The sequence below is a fragment of the Flagellimonas sp. 2504JD4-2 genome (genome assembly GCF_053642935.1).
Map to the genome: position 1 here is coordinate 283,219 of NZ_JBSIOV010000004.1, position 19,312 is coordinate 302,530.

Annotated in this window: 11 protein-coding genes; 5 read left to right on the top strand and 6 right to left on the bottom strand. The window is 38.0% G+C overall.

The annotated features are described in order from the left end of the window. Nucleotides 1-120: 120 nt before the first annotated feature. Entirely contained in the window at nt 121-843 is a 723-nt protein-coding gene (locus ACULLH_RS16585; protein WP_454089871.1) for a Crp/Fnr family transcriptional regulator, read from the top strand. A gap of 319 nt (nt 844-1,162) precedes the next feature. Here ACULLH_RS16585 and ACULLH_RS16590 read toward each other — a convergent pair whose 3' ends face one another. The 6 genes from ACULLH_RS16590 to ACULLH_RS16615 all read right to left on the bottom strand — a co-directional run bounded on the left by ACULLH_RS16590 (nt 1,163) and on the right by ACULLH_RS16615 (nt 13,251). Next, on the bottom strand, nt 1,163-2,605 hold the full coding sequence (locus ACULLH_RS16590; protein WP_454089872.1) for a Gfo/Idh/MocA family protein: 1,443 nt from the start codon (nt 2,603-2,605) through the stop codon (nt 1,163-1,165). A 17-nt stretch (nt 2,606-2,622) separates the two neighbouring features. After that, on the bottom strand, nt 2,623-3,423 hold the full coding sequence (locus tag ACULLH_RS16595; protein WP_454089873.1) for a 3-keto-disaccharide hydrolase: 801 nt from the start codon (nt 3,421-3,423) through the stop codon (nt 2,623-2,625). 87 nt (nt 3,424-3,510) lie between these two features. Further along, nucleotides 3,511-6,867 carry a VCBS repeat-containing protein gene (locus ACULLH_RS16600; protein ID WP_454089874.1) on the bottom strand — a complete coding sequence of 1,119 codons (3,357 nt, stop codon included), beginning with the start codon at nt 6,865-6,867 and terminating at the stop codon, nt 3,511-3,513. A gap of 269 nt (nt 6,868-7,136) precedes the next feature. Then, nucleotides 7,137-8,696 carry a RagB/SusD family nutrient uptake outer membrane protein gene (locus ACULLH_RS16605; protein WP_454089875.1) on the bottom strand — a complete coding sequence of 520 codons (1,560 nt, stop codon included), beginning with the start codon at nt 8,694-8,696 and terminating at the stop codon, nt 7,137-7,139. A gap of 10 nt (nt 8,697-8,706) precedes the next feature. Further along, entirely contained in the window at nt 8,707-12,054 is a 3,348-nt protein-coding gene (locus tag ACULLH_RS16610) for a SusC/RagA family TonB-linked outer membrane protein (protein WP_454089876.1), read from the bottom strand. Nucleotides 12,055-12,150: 96 nt separating this feature from the next. Continuing rightward, nucleotides 12,151-13,251, bottom strand: a complete 1,101-nt coding sequence (locus ACULLH_RS16615; protein WP_454089877.1) for a FecR family protein — start codon at nt 13,249-13,251, stop codon at nt 12,151-12,153. Between the two features lie 229 nt (nt 13,252-13,480). On the opposite strand from ACULLH_RS16615, the gene ACULLH_RS16620 reads away from it, so the two are divergent. From ACULLH_RS16620 to ACULLH_RS16635, 4 genes are all read left to right on the top strand, one after another. Next, on the top strand, nt 13,481-14,020 hold the full coding sequence (locus ACULLH_RS16620) for a sigma-70 family RNA polymerase sigma factor (protein WP_454089878.1): 540 nt from the start codon (nt 13,481-13,483) through the stop codon (nt 14,018-14,020). Nucleotides 14,021-15,215: 1,195 nt separating this feature from the next. Continuing rightward, a complete protein-coding gene (locus tag ACULLH_RS16625) occupies nt 15,216-15,923 on the top strand; it encodes a Crp/Fnr family transcriptional regulator (protein WP_454089879.1) in 708 nt (235 codons plus the stop codon). After that, nucleotides 15,889-17,460, top strand: coding sequence for an FAD-dependent oxidoreductase (locus tag ACULLH_RS16630; protein WP_454089880.1), 1,572 nt, complete (start codon nt 15,889-15,891; stop codon nt 17,458-17,460). The genes ACULLH_RS16625 and ACULLH_RS16630 overlap by 35 nt, the downstream gene beginning before the upstream one ends. A gap of 551 nt (nt 17,461-18,011) precedes the next feature. Next, on the top strand, nt 18,012-19,307 hold the full coding sequence (locus tag ACULLH_RS16635; protein WP_454089881.1) for a glycosyltransferase: 1,296 nt from the start codon (nt 18,012-18,014) through the stop codon (nt 19,305-19,307). Nucleotides 19,308-19,312: the final 5 nt, after the last annotated feature.

Here is a 19,312-nt window from a genome sequence, read left to right on the forward strand (position 1 = left end):
TATTGACATTGGAGAATTAAATGTACTAGGGTTGGATTCATGTAATGTGTGATATTTTGTATTTTTAATTCTCACATTTGATTCAAGATTGCATTTGCTTAATCGAATTGGTAAAAACTTATGAAAGACATTGATAGCATGGAATTTGACAGTAAATTTTGGCATTTAAGCCAATTTCGTATGTCAAAAAGGTTAAGTAAAGAGGAAATGGTGCATATGTGCTCTGCTCTTGAAATGAGGCACTTTAAGAAGGGAAGTGAAATGGTGATAAGGAATAACAATAGACAGGATGATGTTTTTTTTCTTAAAAGTGGCACCATTAAAATCGTTAGTGTTTCATCTAGTGGTGAGGAAATTGTCAAAAGTGTTATTAAAAAAGGAGATATTTTCGGATTGTTAAATTTGATGGGTATGGGAAGCGCAAATGATTATGCTATTGCAATGGATAACTCTCTTGTGTGTATTATTGATGCTACTTATATCACCAGAATGATGGCAGAGAACCAAAAACTGAATAGTTATGTACTTAAGTTGGCTGGTTTACGAATTAGAAAATTGGAAAACAGTTTGGCATCGCTGTTATATAAAGATGCCAGTACAAGAATAAGTCATTTTATTTTTGAACATGTAAAAGAAGTGGGAATTGAAAATGAGAGTTTTTTTATTGCCAAAAACTTACTTTCAAACAGAGAGATCGGTAAACTTACTTTTACCTCTAGGCAAACTGTAAATAAGACTTTAAATGGTTTAAAAAGAGAGGGTGTGATTGATTTTGATAAAAGTACCATAAAGCTTAGAAAGGAAGCTTTGCCCACAACTGTCTGTCTTAAATTGAATCAATGAGGTTTTAAATTTAAAACGTGTAGTGTGAAACTAAGATTTCTTAATCTTGATATTGAAAATTTGAAATTGACCTTTCTGAAAGTTGAACAGACCCACTTTTGGGGAAGATTATAATCCAAAGTTCGGTAATGACGAGTGATTGTCGTTTAAGGTATAAGGGCCATAAAACTATAAAGAATATCAGGTGCAGCATATGGTCATGGTAATGACATATGCTGAAAATTACTGACAGAAAAGGTATGGTCACAACCCTTTCCACAAAAAATCCCAAACACTTCAATAGCATTTGGGATTTTAAATTATGCATCAGAGGAAGGAACTAGAACTTTCTATATTCCCCTTTCAAATATTGATTGGCTTCTTCTTCGGCAAATTTTGCCTTTTCACTGTCCCAGTGCAGGGTTTGATTAGGGAAACGTCCTGCAATAACACCCAATAGAATGGTCTCCGTCAAACGGGCAGCATACTCAAAAGGCGCAGTACATTTATCCTTGCCCAAACAAGCATCAATAAATTGGTGATAGTGCTTGGGCCCCTCACTGGCATAATTTCTAACAGGCTCTCCCAAATTCTGCTTGGCAATATCCTTGGAAATGTCCACATATTTGCCCCGTACAATTTTTCTGGGCAACTGCATAAAATGAGGTAAGAGCAAACGTCCCTTTGTCCCCACGAACATCGCACCCTGCTCAGGTAATTGACCCTCTGCAGCAACGCCAGCATCCAAGGAATTGTTGTTTTTTACGGTTTGTTTCTTTTTACCCGCGGTCTTTGCTCCTGGAAGCACCAAATCTTCGTGGGCAGGAGGCATTCCTGGCCCATCGTACCAAATCCACTTTAATGATTTTCCTGTGTATTCGGTCCCTGGGAACTCGTATGTAACCGTATTGTTTTCAGGATATCCATACCCGTTCGGTTCGCGGCATTCATTTTTAATGGTTCTCGGAACATCCAAGTTCAATGCATTGTAGGGCGTATCAAAAATATGAACCCCCATATCGCCCAAAGTACCACATCCATAATCCATCAGCTTTCGCCAGTTCCCTGGATGGTAGTATCCTTCCTTGTAAGGGCGTTCAGCTGATGTACCCAACCAAAGGTTCCAGTCCAATTGTGCTGGCACAGGGTCTTCCCCTTCCGGTTCAGCACCATTGTACCCCCAAGATTTTGGACTCCATGCGTGCACTGTGTGTACTTTTCCAATAATGCCATCCTGGATCAACAAGGTGGCCAATTTATAATCATAGAAAGAATGTACTTGTATGCCCATTTGAGTGACCAGACCTTTGTCTTCGGCCATTTTCTTCATGGCTCTGGACTCGGAAACATAATGGGTCAATGGTTTTTGGCAATACACGTGCTTATTCTTCTCCATGGCCAGCAATGAGGCAGGTGCATGGGTATGGTCAGGAGTAGATACAACTACCGCATCAATTTCATCGGCCATCTCATCCAACATCACCCGGTAATCGAAAAACACTCTGGCCTTGGGATGTTTCTTTCGTGCGGAGGACAGGTTGATGGCGTCCACATCACAAAGTGCCACCACATCAACCTGCGGATGTGATGAAATATCATTAAGGTCAGCTGCGCCCATATTGGCTACCCCAATATGTGCCGTTCGTATTCTGTCACCCGGCTTTAGCGTTCTTAATTTTTCATTGGCACTCAGAACGGCAGGTGCGGCCAACAGCCCGAGGGCGCCCACACCACTTTTCTTCAAGAAGTTCCTCCTATCTTGATTTGATATCTTCTTACTCATACTAGTGGTTTTATAAGCTATTTTTTCGACGGTAATTTTTTGATTTTGATGTCTCTGAACCAAATTGGGCTTGAATGATCTTGTAACGCTATAAAGCCCTTTTTGTATTTTCCATAATCAGGGGCTTCGTCCCACTTTCCGGAGTTTTTCTTTTTGTTCCATTCCTCGGACCAGGGTTGAAACTCCAACAACTTTTTGCCATTGAGCCAATGTTCCACCTTTTCAGGCGTGAAAACGATTTTAGAGGAATTCCATTCCCCAACAGGATTTAATACCTTTTGGGACTCATCGACAACATGCATTGCATAATCAGCGCCGGTCTTCTGCCAGTCTTGCAACAATTCTGGATGTTCGGCCCCAAACTGAGCGTTATATTCCGTTAGATCATGGATTTTGGCGTAGTTTTCATCATCAATAAGCTGATATTCGGGCGAAACCACGGGAGGGCCATCATAACCTTCCTTAACATGATAGAAGATACCACTGTTGCCGCCTTCAGGTAGTTTCCATTCCAAGTACAATTCGAAATTATCAAACTCCTCGGCTCCATAGATAATATCTTCCCCTCCTTCGTAATCTTGTTCCAGTCCCAATTCCGTATCGAAAGTCAATGTACCGTCCTTAATGGTCCAACCCGGTGGCATGCCTTCACCATTGTAGGCCCTCCACCCATCCATACTGGTACCATCAAATAGATATACCCATTCTTCGGATTGCGGTTTTGCTTCTTCGACACTTACTTTTTCGGCTTCGGTCTTTTGTGTTTTTTTACAAGAACCGATAATGACCAACGATATTAGAATCGCGATTTTCTTCATAGTTTTGTTATTCAATTTTTGGACTTAAAAAGGGTGTTAATCATGCAAAACTTATGCACTATTAAGATTAATCTACGTTTATTTTAATCAAAGATTTGTTGATGCCTCACGTTTTTCACAAGTGATAATTTTTAAAGAATCGTTATTAACGGCAAAAACGTATGCTCTTACTTTTTTTGTTCCCAATATAATTGGCCTTATAGCCTTGACCTCACCCTTTACAAAAAGTTGGTTTTCTTGGAGTGATTGATTTTTGAATTGTCCAGATTTTGTATTTTCCAGTACAAGACCAAAACTGGAATCATTCCTTGGAGTTTCTACTTCTGAATTAAGCAGGTTGCCTGCAACCAATAAATCTGGAAAGGAATCATCATTTATATTTATAACTTCAATATCGTTTATAGAAGATAATTGTGCTTTGGGAGGTAACTTATGCATGACAAAATTACCTTTACCTGTATTTTCCAACCAATGATGTGCAAATGTCTTTGAAACGTACTTCAAGGAATTTTCTAGTATTAAGGAACCATAAATATCGGCAAGATCTGCATTGGCAAATTCTTCGTATGTTTTAAACCTATGTTTAATTGCTGGGATTTGCTGGGAAGAGCATTCTCGACCTCGAACTGGAAGTTGCCTGCCTTTTTTTGTATAGCTTAATACAATATCTTTTTTCCCATTTTCGTCAAAATCATTGGCGTAAATTTCAAATGTGGTGTTGTCATCAGTTTTATATTTATAGTTTAATCCTAGATTTCCTGCCACAATATCCAAGTCATTATCATTGTCAAGATCAACCGATTCGAGGCTATACCACCAACCGTTGGTGTCTTCATTGCCCGTTAAACTCGATACCTCTTTAAACACTCCTCCATTGTTTTCAAAGAATCGTATTGGCATCCACTCACCAGCTACTATCAGGTCTGGCCAGTTATCTTCATTAAAATCCTGCCATAAGGCACTTGTCACCAATCCAAGTCCAAAAAAATCCTTCGCAAGTGATGATGTTGCATCGACGAACCGCAAATCCTCATTTTTTCCACCTTCGTTGCTTAAAAGGATACTATTTGCAGGATAAGGGTATTGACCAGGTACTATTCGACCACCAATAAAAAGATCCAAATCTCCGTCTAGATCAAAATCCTCGGAGATTACAACTTGGCCACTAGAGTTTATTTTGGGTAAAATATTTGTGTTCTTAATGAACGTTCCATTTTGATTTATATACAATCTATCTTGAAAGTCAGATTTATTCTGGTTTATTTCGTTTCCCCCACTAACTACATATAAATCCAAATCTCCATCCTGATCAGCATCAAAAAACAGGGCCCCGGTGTCTTCATTTTTAGCATCGGTTTTCCACGGTCCATCTTTTTCGATAAATGTAAGGTCTTCTTGTTGTATGTATAGTGATGAAACTTCACCTAGAGCACTCCCGACATAAAAGTCTTCCAGCCCATCATCGTTTATATCTCCAACTGCTAGTGCTGGACCTAATCTTGAATATCTATGCGGCAATAGGGGTTCATATTGAAAATCATTATACTCATTTTCTCTATGTTTATAGGTTATTCCTACTTCTTGGGTAACATCCACAAAGTGGTACTTTTGCCCCATATCAAATTTCTTCACTGTCTCAATGTACATTGCTGTGTTTTTCTTGACATGTACTAGTTGATTACTTTGTAAATCTTCCAATTCCTGAACCAGTCCATCTGGCCAAGTAATTTTTACCCTTTCAACTTTTTCTGCTTGACCAACGCCAAAATGAACTACTGGTTCCACACTTGATTGAAAACCTCTGGTCAATGTCAGTTCTTGGGTTTGTACCTCGCCTTGATAATGTATTGAAATTTTTGTGCCGAGAGCTAAGGGGTTTTTTTCGGATCCTTTGAGTTTGAACCTCATAGAGTTGTTGGATGACGAAGAGGTGTTTTCGTAAATTTCTGAGACAGAGTCCAAATTATTGATAACAATATCTAAATCTCCATCATTGTCAAGATCACCATAAGCAATTCCGTTTGAAAAATTTTTAAGTCCAAACCCAGAATTGTCGCTAATATCTTCAAAGGAGTAATCTCCTGAATTTTTAAAAATATAGTTTTTAATGGGTTCACTGGGCACATTGGACATCTCAATAGGTTTTGGGTTCAAAGTCAACTTGTTGATATTGTTTATGTCATTATTGTTGACATCCCTTCGAATTCCATTTGTCACCATCAAATCTTTTTTTCCATCGTTGTCTAAATCAGCGAACAAAGCTCCCCAGCTCCAATCGGTAAGTGCAACGCCCGACTTTCTGGAAACTTCGCTAAAAATAGGTGTTCCATTAAATAGATTTCCTTGGTTTACTTGAAGACTGTTCTGCATATATTGGTAATGCCCCCCAAGACTCACCAATTGCCAAAAACCTTCAGGGTCCATACTGGCCATATTTACCTTTGCACGTTTATAATTTTCTGGAGCCATATCTACCTGAACCAAATCCATCAATCCATCATTTGTGAAATCGGCAGCATCGACCCCCATTCCAAACATTGAGGTATGTTGAAAGGACTCGGTCAGCATTTCCGCGAATGTTCCGTCTTTTTGGTTGATGTATGCATAATCGGGAACCTGAAAATCATTGGAAACATATAAATCTTGCCAACCATCATTGTTCAAATCTGATGCAACAACACCCAATGAGAGGCCATAGTTTTGTACACCTGCTTCTTTGGTCACATCAACAAAACCATGGTCACCTTCATTCTTAAATAAATGACCTGAAGAGGTAAATTCGTTCTCAGCAATTTTTTTAAAGTAATATTGATTACCCATGCTTAACGGAATCAAAGGATAATTGGCCACAAACAAATCCAAATCGCCATCGTTGTCGTAATCAAAAAAGGTTGATTGGATAGAAGGACTGTCATCATCGATTCCGTAGAAATGCGCTTTTTCAGAAAAGGTCAAATCACCATTGTTGACGTACAGTTGGTTCTTTGAATTTTTTTTGCCCGAAGCACATAAATAAATATCAAGCCAACCATCATTATTGATATCTACCATGGTCACCCCGGTAAACCAGCGATTGTCACCAACAACACCTGAGTCCAATGTCACATCTTGGAAGGTTAGGCCACCCAGGTTTAGATAGAGTTTATTTCCCACCATGTTTCCTGTGAAAAAAATGTCGGAAAGCCCATCATTGTTAATGTCACCAATTGCGACCCCTCCACCCATGTACATATAGGGGAAATTAAAATAATTCAAACTATCACTCTCGATGATATTATTGGAAAAATGTATGCCAGATTTATGAGATGGTTGCCTTACAAGTTTGATGTTGTTTGAAATGGTTTCGCACCCCAAAATGTTCGCCAATACCAATAAAGCCAGTATTGGGAAACTTCCCGAACAAACCTTAATAATTCTAAAAATATTTAATGAAGAAATCTTCACCGTATGCTCAATAAATAGGTAAAATTTTAAAATTAGTTTTTATGCCTGCGTTGACCATCCTTTGAGGTATGGAAATGATTTCGGACCGAACCTGCCAAAGGAATGAACCATACAGCAAATTAAGTAGATTTTACCTGGTAGTAGGTTCAAGCTCCTTGAAAAAATATCAAGGAGCAAGAATCTACCAGGGTCTAGATAATCAAACTAAACTGACTTAAACTAAAAACTATACACTTTTGAAGTTAAAATTATATTTTAAAATACGATTATTAATATCCAGGGTTTTGATTCAAAAGCGGGTTACTTTGGATTTCCGCAATTGGAAAAGGTAATCGGGTATGGACGTCGGAAAAAGGAAAGTTCTCTTCGGGATGTCCCACCGCTCTAATTTGATCATTAGAAGGTCCAATATTTCCAACTCTATCTGCATTACCGTTCATACGGTCAACAACGACCCCCCATCTTTTTAAATCAAAAAAGCGGTCATTTTCCAGTGATAATTCCAATACGCGTTCCAATCTTATTCTATCCCTTAGTTCACCTGTGGATAATCCTGATGAAACATCAGGCATGTTTGCTCTTTGTCGTACTCTATTAAGACTGGCCAGGATTTCAACTTCGGACCCTCCGGATTCATTAAGTGCCTCTGCATGCATTAGGAGCACATCTGCGAATCGAATCAATTTAAAATTCTGTCCGGAAGCTGTTCCCAAATCGCCGTCGTTGGCTCTACCATCAGTGAGCATCCCTGTATTCTTTTTTGGGTATATTTTAGATTGGTCTAAAACGGATTCAGAAAAAGGTTGATTCAAATAAATGGTAGATTCCGGATGATTCCATGCAAGCGTGGTTAGTGCTCTTTGGTCAATTTCCCCATCTAAATTATCCTCTAGAAGAAATGCATCCAGAATCCATGGGTTTACCTGGTCGATCCATTCCCCTCCAAAGGCTTCGGGCGCTCTTAATTGTAGCCATACCGATGATCTGCTTGAATTGACTTGATCCGAAGACCAACCAATGGCATCTTCAGAAGTATGCTGTATTTCAAAAATAGATTCAATATTGTTATCGCCATTTTCAGTAAAGTTATTGGCAAAATTAGGATCTAAATCATAAATACTGGAATCAATAACTTCTTTGAATTGTGCAGCCGCTAAATCCCATTGCTCTGTATAGAGGTACGCTTTACCAAGAAGTGCAGTGGCAGCTCCCCAGGTAGCTCTACCGTATTCATCACCCCAGTCATTTGGCAGCAGGTTCTTGGCCGCTTGAGCATCTAAGATAATCTGTTCATAAATAGCAGTAGGATTACTGTTTGGTTGCGGAAATTCAGCTATACTCTCACCAACTGCTGCTTGTGTAATTAATGGCGGATTGTCCCAAGTATTGACCAGGTAGAAATAATACAATGCCCTTAAATAAAGCGCTTGACCAACAGCTTGATCTCTAACTGTTTGATCCAGGTCGGGAACGGTATCAACATTGTCTAAAATGTCATTGCATCTAAAGATTAAGCGCCAAATCTCTGGCCATTGGTTAGGTAGGAATATATCAGCAGGGTCAACTATTATACCTCTTACTCTTACATTTTCAAAAGAAGGGGTAAATTCATCGGCCCTTCTAAACCAAGTGAAGGGAAGATATCTTCCCCACCCAAAAATGGTGCTCATTGGGCTGTAAGCTCCTACCACTGCCTGCTGTACATCTTCATCATCTTTCCAGAAACTATCTGTGGAAAGAGCATTCGGGTTTTGTTGGTCCAATAGGTTGCTACAAGAAATCAAAACACCTATCAGTATAAATGACAAAAATTTAAATCTATTTTTCATAATTCTTTTTTTAATTAATTGTGAATTGAACTCCAAGCGAAATCTGTGTATTTTGAGGGTAGGCAGAAAAATCCACCCCACGCGTCAAAAGATTTCCTGGAATTCCTACTTCGGGATCATAACCCGAATACCCAGTAATAGTCAATAGATTCTGTCCGCTTATAAATAGTCGTAAATCCGTAGTGTCATTAAACAAATCCTTGAAGTTGTATGCTACCCGGAGCTGCTTTACCCTAAGATAGCTACCATCTTCTATATAAAAGGGTGAAACATCAAAGCGGGTATTGCCCAAAACAGGGAAATTGGTGTCCGTATTTGAAGGGGACCAAGCATTTAGCACATCTGTCGAGTAATTGCTCCTAGAATCAAAGGAAAGATTATATTTGGTGGTATTGAGAATTTCATTGCCAACTTGTCCTTGGAGAAACAGATCAAATTCAAAATTTTTGTATTCGGCATTAAAATTCACTCCAAATTCGAAATCGGGATAAGGATTTCCTATGTTGACTTTATCTTCGTTGCTTATCAGCCCATCTCCATTGGTATCACTATAAACAAAGTCACCTGGCTTCAAAACAGCTCGTTGACCAGGGCTATTGACTAGGTTTGGGTCATTGTCGATTTCAGCTTGGGACTGATACAGTCCATCTGTCTGAAAGCCCCAGAAAACACCTAATTGCTCACCAACAATTGCCCGTGTGCCCTGAAGTTGTTCTGCAGAAAATACACCACCCACTAATGGTGAATCAAGTTCCCCCAAAGAAGTGACCTCATTACTTGAGGAAGTCAAGTTTAGGTTGACATCATACTTAAATGCATTATCTCTATTTCGGTAATTAAGGTTCAGCTCCAATCCTTTATTCTGGATTGCTGCTGAATTTGTAACAACAGGTTGTCTAGAGCCTGATGTTTGGGGTATTGCAACAGACAATAGAATGTCTTCCGTGTCACGAATGTAGTAATCTAAAGAAGCTTGTAGTTTATGATCAAAGAAACTTGCGTCTATTCCAAAGTTTGTGGTCTTGGATTTCTCCCAAACCAAGTCATTTAATCTAAATTGCGTGCGTGAGACCCCAAAGAAACGTTGATTTCCAAAGTCGTAGTTCGAATTCAAATTAATTACTGGGGTAAATGCATAATCCTCAACATTTTGAGAGCCTAGCTCTCCGTAGCTAGCTCTAAGTTTTAAACTGGAAACGGGCCCATCCTGGGGAAAGAACTCCTCGTTACTGATTTTCCAACCTACTGAAGCTGAAGGGAAATATCCTGTTCGGAAATCTTCTGAAAACCTGGACGACTTGTCCCGTCTTAAAGTACCAGTCAAAAAATATCTATTATCATAATCGTAAATTAAACGACCGTATAAAGATGCCAAACCTGTAACGATTTCCTCCCCTGAAAACAAATCCACTTGTTCTGCTGCAGATAGTACGCGCAAATCGTCGGATGGAAACCTTGAAGCAGTGACCGAAGTACCCCGGGTGGTTACTTTTTGAAATGAACTTCCCAAAATAGCGTTAATCGAATGTTTGCCAATTTCCTTGTTATAGCTTAACACATTGTCTACTAGCGCATCAAAACGAGTACTTCGTGTCTCCCTAAGGTCTGCATCCAGATTTTGATTGGCACTGGCATTGGATTCACTCCAAAAGAAAGTAGGGGTAAATAAATAATCTACCAAAGAAGTAAAGTTCAATCCAAGATTCAATCTATATTTAAGTCCAGGTAAAAATTCAAATTCCCCTGCAATATTGCCAAAAATCTCATCAATCCTGTTTTCATCATCTAAGGTTACCGCTCTTGCATATCTATTCCTACTGAAAGCTACACCATGTTCTAAATTGCTCGGCGCAACAAAATTCCCGTCAGTATCCTGAAAAGGTAGGGTGGGAAAATTATATCCATTTACTCCATAATCATTGTTTTGGTTGAGCGTTTTTTGTGTCAATGCCAAGGATTGACTTAACTTTAATTTTTTGTTCTTTGACCAAAATTCTGAGTTTAATCTTAAGTTAATACGATTATAATCTGAAGAAACCAAAACACCCCTTTCGTCAAAATAGTTAGCTGATAAGTATACCGAGGCCTGTTCGCTTCGATTGGAAATATTAAACCCATAATCTTGTAGAATACCAGTTCTGAACGTCAAATCTTGCCAATCTGTATCGACATTAGGATTGAAGTTCGTTGAATTGGCTGGAGCTCTAGATGCATTACTTGCATCATCTATGGCATTTCTAATATCGGCATATTGTCTGGCATTCAAGAAATCTATCTTACTCGTAGAAGTGGTTACACCTCCTGTTATGTGCCCATTTATGACCAATCCCTTCGAAGAACTTCCTTTGGTCGTTGTTATGATAACAACGCCATTAGCCGCTCTGGAACCATAAATGGCTGCGGCCGAAGCATCCTTAAGCACCTCCATTGTTGCAATGTCATTTGGGTTGACGGAGCTAAGATTTTCAAGAAATACACCATCTACAACATAAAGCGGGTCAACGCTGCCATTAATGGTGCCAGCTCCTCTTATTATCACGCTCACTCCAGCTCCGGGGGCGCCACCATTGGATTGCACATTAACGCCAGCTACCCTACCTTGAAGTGCAGCAGTTGGGTTTGATATGGTCAATGCTTTTGCATCTTCCGAAGATACGGATGAAACAGCGCCAGTAAGATCGCTCTTTCGTACAGTTCCATAACCAATTAAAACCACTTCATCAAGGCCGGCGGCATCTTCATCAAGCGATATTGCTAGATTAGTCTGTCCGTTCAGGGCTACCTCTTTGGTTGAATATCCAATGTAGGAAATAACCAAAACGGCATTTTGATCCAGAACATCAATGGTGAAATTTCCATCAAAATCTGTTTGGGTTCCATTGGTTGTTCCCTTTTCAACAATATTGGCTCCGGGTAAGGGTTGTCCATTGGAGTCGTTTACTGTTCCACTCACAGAGACTTGAAGTACAACGTTTGGAACGTTTTTTTTACTCCGTTTCTTTACGATGACAGTTTCGTTTTCGGTAAATTCAAAAGTGCAATCTATAGGGGATAATCCTTTTCTTAGTAACTCTTTTGTGCGAACAATCCCTTTTTTTAGTCTTACTTTCGGAGCTTTTCTGATCAAATCATCACTATAGACGAATTTATAACCTGCCTGTTCTTGTATAATCTCAAAAATCCGTGATACGGAAATCTCCTTATCCTTATCTATAACAATTTTTGCGTTTTGGGAGTGAGCATCGTTCGGTGCAAAACTAAGCGCTGTGGTGAAGCATAGGAATAAGAACGTTCTCATCATAATTTTGAGCAGCTTTTCTCCACATAGGAGATGAGCTTTCTTAAAGTTAATTTTCATAAATTAGCATTTGGATTAGTTAAATAATTTTGATTAATCTGGTCTAAAAGGGACGAAGTCAAAACTTTAGGACGTGGCGACTTTGTTCCTCTTTTTTTATTCAATAATTACGGTTCTATCATATATTGTGAATTTTATTTCATTGGTTTTTTGTAAATGCATTAAAATTTGATCAATAGTACTTTCTCTTCCCAATACCCCAGTAAATCTTTTACTTTCTTTAGCTGGATCGTTGAAAATATAATCTATGTCATACCATCTTGAAAGAATCTTCATGATATCTTTCATCGATTTACTTTTGAAACTGAAATAACCTTCTTTCCATGCAATTTCATCAAATATTTTATCCACTTTTTTTATGGAGAGGTCAGTGTTTTCAGTATTTATAATAGATTGTTCTGAAGGTTTAAGAAATGTTTTCTTGATTCCATTGCCTATTGTTACCCTTCCTTCAACTAAGGTGGTGGTAATATCAATTTCGTCTTGATATGCCTTAATATTAAATTCAGTTCCTAGCACCTGCACCTCTTGAATTCCTGTTTTAACGATAAAGGTTGCCCCATTGTGTTCGTTGCTTGGGGATACTTCAAAATAAGCTTCGCCATATAGTAATTCAACTACCCTTGATTGTTCCTTCTGGAAACTTATTGGATACTTAATTTTCGAATCTGAATTTAACCATACTTTGGTCCCGTCCTCCAATTGTACAAAATACTGTCCTCCTTTTGGTATGGTCAAATAATTGTATTCCGAACTGTTCTTTTGCGAGATATTTTCAGTGTAAACAAGTTTGTTGTCACGATGCGATGCCCCTTTTAATTCTATTTGCTTTCCTTTTTCCAATACTACTTCTTCACCATTCTCTAATGTGAGAATTGCTTTTTCTATTCCTGGGCGTATTTCAACCTCAACTATGTTGTTGGAATCTTCTTGGATAACAAAATCATTGTTTCTTATATTGAGAATATATCCAATTCCAATCAGGGCTATAAAAATGGCTGCATATTTAAGTACTTTCCACGCTTTTCCTCTTTTTTCTTTTCGCTCATCTTTCTTAATTTTTTGCAGTACTTTCTCTTTTTCCCCTTCTGTGTCAAAGTCAAGCATCGTGTAATCAATTAAATAGTTTGTTTTTACAAATCCCTTGAAAGCTGATTCATTGGATTCTTTCCTCAACCATTCGGTTAATTCAATCATTTCCTCGGTGGAAATGGATTTACAAAAGTATTTGACTATAAGAAGCCCTATTCTCTTACTCAAAATAACAAGTCGATTTTAGTAAAGACACATCAAAACCTCCCAACACTTATATTTTTTTGATTTTTTTTTAAATTGAGCCATTATTTTTTTGAAAATGGGCGCAAATATTAAATTTTTGAATGAAAGGGTATTAAAAAATGAGCTTCAGAAAGGAAACCATGAAACAATGGTTTTTTTAATGGATACCTATCACCAATCTCTATGTCTATATGTTTACAGCCTGTCAAGTGATTACGAGTTGGCACAGGATATCGTTCAAAATGTATTCATAAAGCTATGGGAAAACAGACAGAAATCGAAGACGATAAAATCTATTAGAAAATACCTGTACAAATCTGTTTATAATGCTTTTGCCAACCACTGGAGAAAAGATCGAAAAATGTTGGCAATCGAAGAAAAACACATGACGGCTTTACATCAAATTTTTGAGAATGAAGATGAAGATTTGTTTAGAAAACAAGTAAAATTGGTCCAGCAAGAGGTTCAGAAGCTTCCTCCTAGATGTAAAAAAACATTTTTATTGAGTAAACAGGAAGGTCTCACAAATATTGAAATTGCAAATTTTATGAATGTTTCCATCCGTACTGTTGAAGCCCAAATAAACAAGGCTTTTAACATACTTCGGGAAAGATTAAAGGATAAGGTTGAGCCAATTCTATTTTTGCTTCTAAGATGTCAATGCGAGCATGGAAAATCTTTGTTTTAAGTCGAAGTTTCAATGAAGAATAATAGACTGAACATAATAGTGTAATATGTATTTTTAATTGGCCAAATATCATGTCCAAACTAAAATGAACCAATATTATTGACTTTGTCGAAACTAGGCTTTTGAATTAACAGTTTTTATGTTGTTCAAGTCCATTTAAATGCAACAGTGACCCCTATATGTCCTTGAGATTTTACCACATGAGAGGGATTTACATCATATATATTGAATTAGCAAAAGGGTTGTTGCTACATTAAAAAAATAGGGGGTTGTGAGTTCTATTTTTAGCTTGTTCTAAATTGGCAGTTGAACTTCCTTATATTTCACTTGGTGTTTGGGATTGAATTGACCTTTGATTTCTGGGTTAGAACGAAATTAATTTTAATGTCAATTACACTGAGAACAACTCCAATCTTGTTTTTATCATAACGGTTTTTGCTGTTTACCCTAAACAATTGCTATCATCCTTGATGATCTTTTAAGGTGATACCAATGTAACGGATTATTAATTCCTACCATAAGTCGCCTAAAAAGTATGTGTGAGAAGAGGAGGTTCACTTTTTGGATTTGGCTATGTCCACTTCTTATGTAAAAATTTCTATGCCCCACCCCCCCGAAGGTTTAGAGTTGAGTTTGCTTGCTAACGTTTTTCTTATATGAATTTTGAGAGGACCGATGCTTGCCATTTTCTTTTCTTAATGAAATAGATGATGACACACTAAATCCTAATTCGCTAAAGATGGAAATCTTTATGGATAGCCCAGAGGGAGAATTACGGGTATTGCTGAAATGAAGATAAGATAAAAAATAGCCGGTCTTAAGCCCTGTAAAACTTTAAAGTTCAAATGTTCTAAAGACCCTTTTTGGGTAATAGGGACAAAGGATCGGATGTGGGCCTTATGCCCTAGAGGATATTCATTAGAACAAGGTCGTTGTTCACCACATATACAATTTGGTTGGTGTTTTGTTTCACAGATAGCGTTTATTTCTTGGAATTTGATGTTCAAAATATAGGAACTGTATTGAAGTGCTTTTTGCACATATCATACCTGTTTATATTATAATTGTGTCTATTTGATTTTGACAATTCATCATAAGAAACTGAAATAATTACTAGGGGATGCCTTAGCTGTCGCCAAGGCGACAATTGGTGGAGATAAACGTTTTTAATTTAGCAATGATTCTTAAATGATAAATGGACATAAAAGTCAAATATTGGTATTTAAGTCAATTTCAACTGGCAAAAAGACTTAATAACGATGAGATGATGCAGCTATGCGGAAATCTTGTGTTAAAGCATTTCAAGAAAGGGGCAGAAGTCAGCTCAAAACACTTCAAAAAGGATGTTTTTTTTCTTAAAAGAGGCTCCTTGAAGATAGTCAATTTGATGGATTCAGGAGAGTTAATAATTAAAGAGGTTATCAGAGAGGGTGATATTTTTGGGATTTTGGGCTTGCTGAAAGGTGATAGAGAAGAGGATTTTGCAATAGCCTTAGAAGATACTTGCATTTGTGCTATAAATGCGACAACCCTAAAGAACATGATGACATCCAATGAAAGTTTGAACAACTATATTTTTACATTGGCAGGTAGCCGTATTCAAAAAATAGAAAAGAAATTGATGTCGTTGATATACAAGGATGCAAATGAGCGCATAGAGGAGTTTGTTCGCGAATATATTTTACGGTTTGGGGAAGAGGAAGGAGATTTCATTGTGGCCAAGAACTTAATTTCCCATCAGGAAATCGGAAAGCTCACTTCTACATCGAGGCAAACAGTCAATAAGGTCCTTAATGCTTTAAGGATGAATGAAATTATTGACTTTGATAAGTATTATATAAAACTGAATAGGGATAAAACGAATTCAATTGATTATAACAAAGGATCTGATGGAACATTATGATATAATAATAGTTGGAACAGGTGCAGGAGGTTCTACTTTAGCATACAAATTGGCCAGAACGGGGAAAAACATTCTTGTTCTGGAAAGGGGTGGGTTTCTGCCAAAGGAAGTTGATAATTGGAACCCGGAAGCTGTGGCAAAAGGAAAATACAGAACCGGAGAAAAATGGGTTGACAAGAATGACGATGAATTTGAGCCTTATACACATTACTGGGTGGGTGGAAACACCAAGATGTATGGAGCCGCTTTGCTGCGTATGAGAGAATCTGACTTTGAAGAAGTAGAACATTATGGTGGTATTTCGCCAAAGTGGCCCTTAACTTATTCCGATTTCGAATCCTATTATTCCCAAGCGGAATATTTGTATAAGGTTCATGGGCAAAGAGGTCTTGACCCCACTGATCCCCCTTCATCAACATCTTATCCATTTGGAGCTCTCAAATATGAATCAAGAATGAAGGAAATGGCAAACGCACTAAAGGATCAAGGACTACACCCTTCTCCCATTCCTATTGGAGTGAATCTGCCTTCGGATAATGAGGTGGTTTCGGCAAAGGTGAATTTATCTTTGTTTGACGGTTATCCAGATCCCACAGAATCGAAAGCCGATGCTCATGTTATAGCACTAAAGAAGGCGTTGGAAAGCAATAATGTTACTTTGAAAACGGATCGTAAGGTTGAGCGCTTAGAAACTGACCAATCTGGAAAAAATGTGACAAATGTTATTTGTACAGATCGGATGGGGAATGAAATATCATATAGTGGAGGTATCATTGTCCTTAGTTGTGGAGCCATTAATAGCGCCAAGGTATTGCTGGGTTCCACGTCTGAGAAGCACCCCGATGGTCTTGCTAATTCATCCGGACTTGTTGGAAGAAACCTGATGATGCACAACAATGGAACTGTTGTGGCGATTTCCCGAAAACCCAACGAATCAAAGTTTCAAAAAGCTTTTTTGATTTCTGACTTTTACCATGGGGCGGAAGATTCTAAATATCCATTGGGCACGATTCAATTAATGGGAAAAACCGACCCAGTCACTTTAAAGGAAGAACTGCAACAGATTAACCCAGATAAGGAATTTGATTTGGATGATGTAGCCAAACATAGTGTTGACTTTTTCATTACGGCAGAAGATTTACCAGATCCCTCTAATAGGGTTATACTAACTAAAGAGGGTAAAATTAAACTTGTTTATCATCCAAATAATACGGAAGCTTATAATCGGCTCCGGCAAAAATTAATAGGACTATTGGGGCATATGGATTGTGAAGAGGGGTATTGTAAGGACAACGCCTATGTCGGTTTTAAACTTGGGGTTTCAGGTGTCTCCCATCAAAACGGAACATGTAGGTTCGGTGTCGATCCTGAAAATTCAGTTTTAGATATAAACTGCAAAGCGCACGATTTGGATAATCTCTATGTTGTGGATGGAAGTTTCTTCCCATCATCTAGTGCTGTAAACCCGTCATTGACCATTATTGCCAATGCTTTGAGAGTTGGTGATTATCTTATCGGCCACTTGGGGTCAAGGTGAGAGATAAAATGAGTGTCATCCTTTTGGCGGGTCATTATTAAAATAAAAATTGAATCTAAAAGGCTGTGAAGTTGGGAAAGAGAGCCGTTGTTGTCTTTGTCGAAAAGCTGTTGGGTGTTATTATACTGTAATAAGGTGCTTAAATATTAGATATCCTATCCCCGAATGATTATATAAACATTAAGGGATTGGCTCGACAAAGATGGTGTGTTCATACTAAAGTGCAATATTCTGGCGGAATATTACACCAAAGGAAATTTGAATTGGTTATTTATAGAAGATCTCGTTGGCCAATAGTTACATGGTAAATCACTAGAATGGAAATGGTGCATTTACGATTATAGCTGGATAAGTTAATTCCATACAAGGGAAAAAGGGTCTCTCAATCAAAGTTTAAGATTGATTAACCATAAAAAATATAATGGAGCCATCGGGAAGGCTATGATAAGAAAATTCCGAGGGACTTGTGAAAAATTTCAAATTTACCTCTGATGCTAACAGTAATTTAGAAATTCAGGTACAATCCAAACCGTTTAGACCTTATAGGAACAATGGGAAAAAAGAAAAGTGTATTAGTGATTGGGTGGGAATTTCCACCTAGAATGGTAGGGGGACTTGCTGTGGCTACTTATGGCATTGTAAAGGCCTTGAGTAATTTAATCCATGTAAAACTTATTATTCCATATAAGGATGATGAAACGCCCAAAATTAAAAATGTCACGGTATATGGCTTAAATAAAATAAAAGATGAAATAGGGAGCATTGAAATTTCCCAACTTATGGACAAGATGTTTAAACATGAATGGTCACAACAGCTATCGGCCTATCCTTTACAAAACATTCAATCATCATCATCTTTTGCTCATCTTGAAAGTAATTCCAATGAAAAAATATTCTTAGAGCACAACTACCTTAGTCTTTTTGAATCGGAGCAGGTGTACGGCATTGGGTTGCGTGAAAAAATGAAAGCGTTCAAAGAGATTGTTGCTGTGATGTCCAAGCACATCTCCTTCGATTTGATCCATTGCCATGACTGGGTAACTTTCGAAACTGGCATGTTAATCAAGTATTTGACAAATAAACCACTGGCGGTGCATGTTCATGCCTTGGAAACGGATAGGGCTGGGATAAATACTAGAAATGATATATTTCATATTGAAAAAAACGCAATGGAAATGGCAGATGTGGTTTTTCCAGTTAGCGAATACACTAAACAAAGCATTATAAAAAATTATGGGATAACCGAAGATAAAATTGTTCCTGTTCATAATGCAGTAGACTATGTTTCCACTAAGCGATGGAGGCACCTCTTACCTCAAAAGATTGTTACTTTTTTGGGGCGAATCACTCCTCAAAAGGGACCAATATTTTTGCTTGAAACCATTCAAAAAGTTGTAAATGTCCATAAGGATGTCATATTCATAATAGCGGGGTCCGGGGATCAGTTGGAAGAGATATTAATGCAAAGCGCATATAAGCGCTTGAGCAGATATATGATTTTTACAGGTTTTATTAAAAGGGATAAGGTAAATGCATTGTTGTCCACTTCAGATATTTATTTTATGCCTTCGGTATCGGAACCTTTTGGGCTTACAGCTTTAGAAGCTGCAAAAGCGGGCGTCGCATGTGTGATATCTAAACAATCAGGGGTTTCAGAAGTATTACCATCTTCACTTAAAGCTGATTTTTGGGATACGGATAAGTTTGCGGCCCAAATAATCGACCTGCTGCAAGATGGTGAAAAACGAGCACATATTGCCAGTAAACAGATGCAAGAGGCTGAAAAGGTAAATTGGATGACTTCGGCAGAAAGAGTGGCCGCGGCGTATGACGAAATTTTAAAATAAAAAAA

Bases quoted from the DNA above. Each gene is read 5' to 3' on its own strand.
- ACULLH_RS16585 (WP_454089871.1), top strand. From the start codon at position 121: ATGAAAGACATTGATAGCATGGAATTTGACAGTAAATTTTGGCATTTA.
- ACULLH_RS16590 (WP_454089872.1), bottom strand. From the start codon at position 2,605: ATGAGTAAGAAGATATCAAATCAAGATAGGAGGAACTTCTTGAAGAAA.
- ACULLH_RS16595 (WP_454089873.1), bottom strand. From the start codon at position 3,423: ATGAAGAAAATCGCGATTCTAATATCGTTGGTCATTATCGGTTCTTGT.
- ACULLH_RS16605 (WP_454089875.1), bottom strand. From the start codon at position 8,696: ATGAAAAATAGATTTAAATTTTTGTCATTTATACTGATAGGTGTTTTG.
- ACULLH_RS16610 (WP_454089876.1), bottom strand. From the start codon at position 12,054: ATGAAAATTAACTTTAAGAAAGCTCATCTCCTATGTGGAGAAAAGCTG.
- ACULLH_RS16615 (WP_454089877.1), bottom strand. From the start codon at position 13,251: ATGATTGAATTAACCGAATGGTTGAGGAAAGAATCCAATGAATCAGCT.
- ACULLH_RS16620 (WP_454089878.1), top strand. From the start codon at position 13,481: ATGGTTTTTTTAATGGATACCTATCACCAATCTCTATGTCTATATGTT.
- ACULLH_RS16625 (WP_454089879.1), top strand. From the start codon at position 15,216: ATGGACATAAAAGTCAAATATTGGTATTTAAGTCAATTTCAACTGGCA.
- ACULLH_RS16635 (WP_454089881.1), top strand. From the start codon at position 18,012: ATGGGAAAAAAGAAAAGTGTATTAGTGATTGGGTGGGAATTTCCACCT.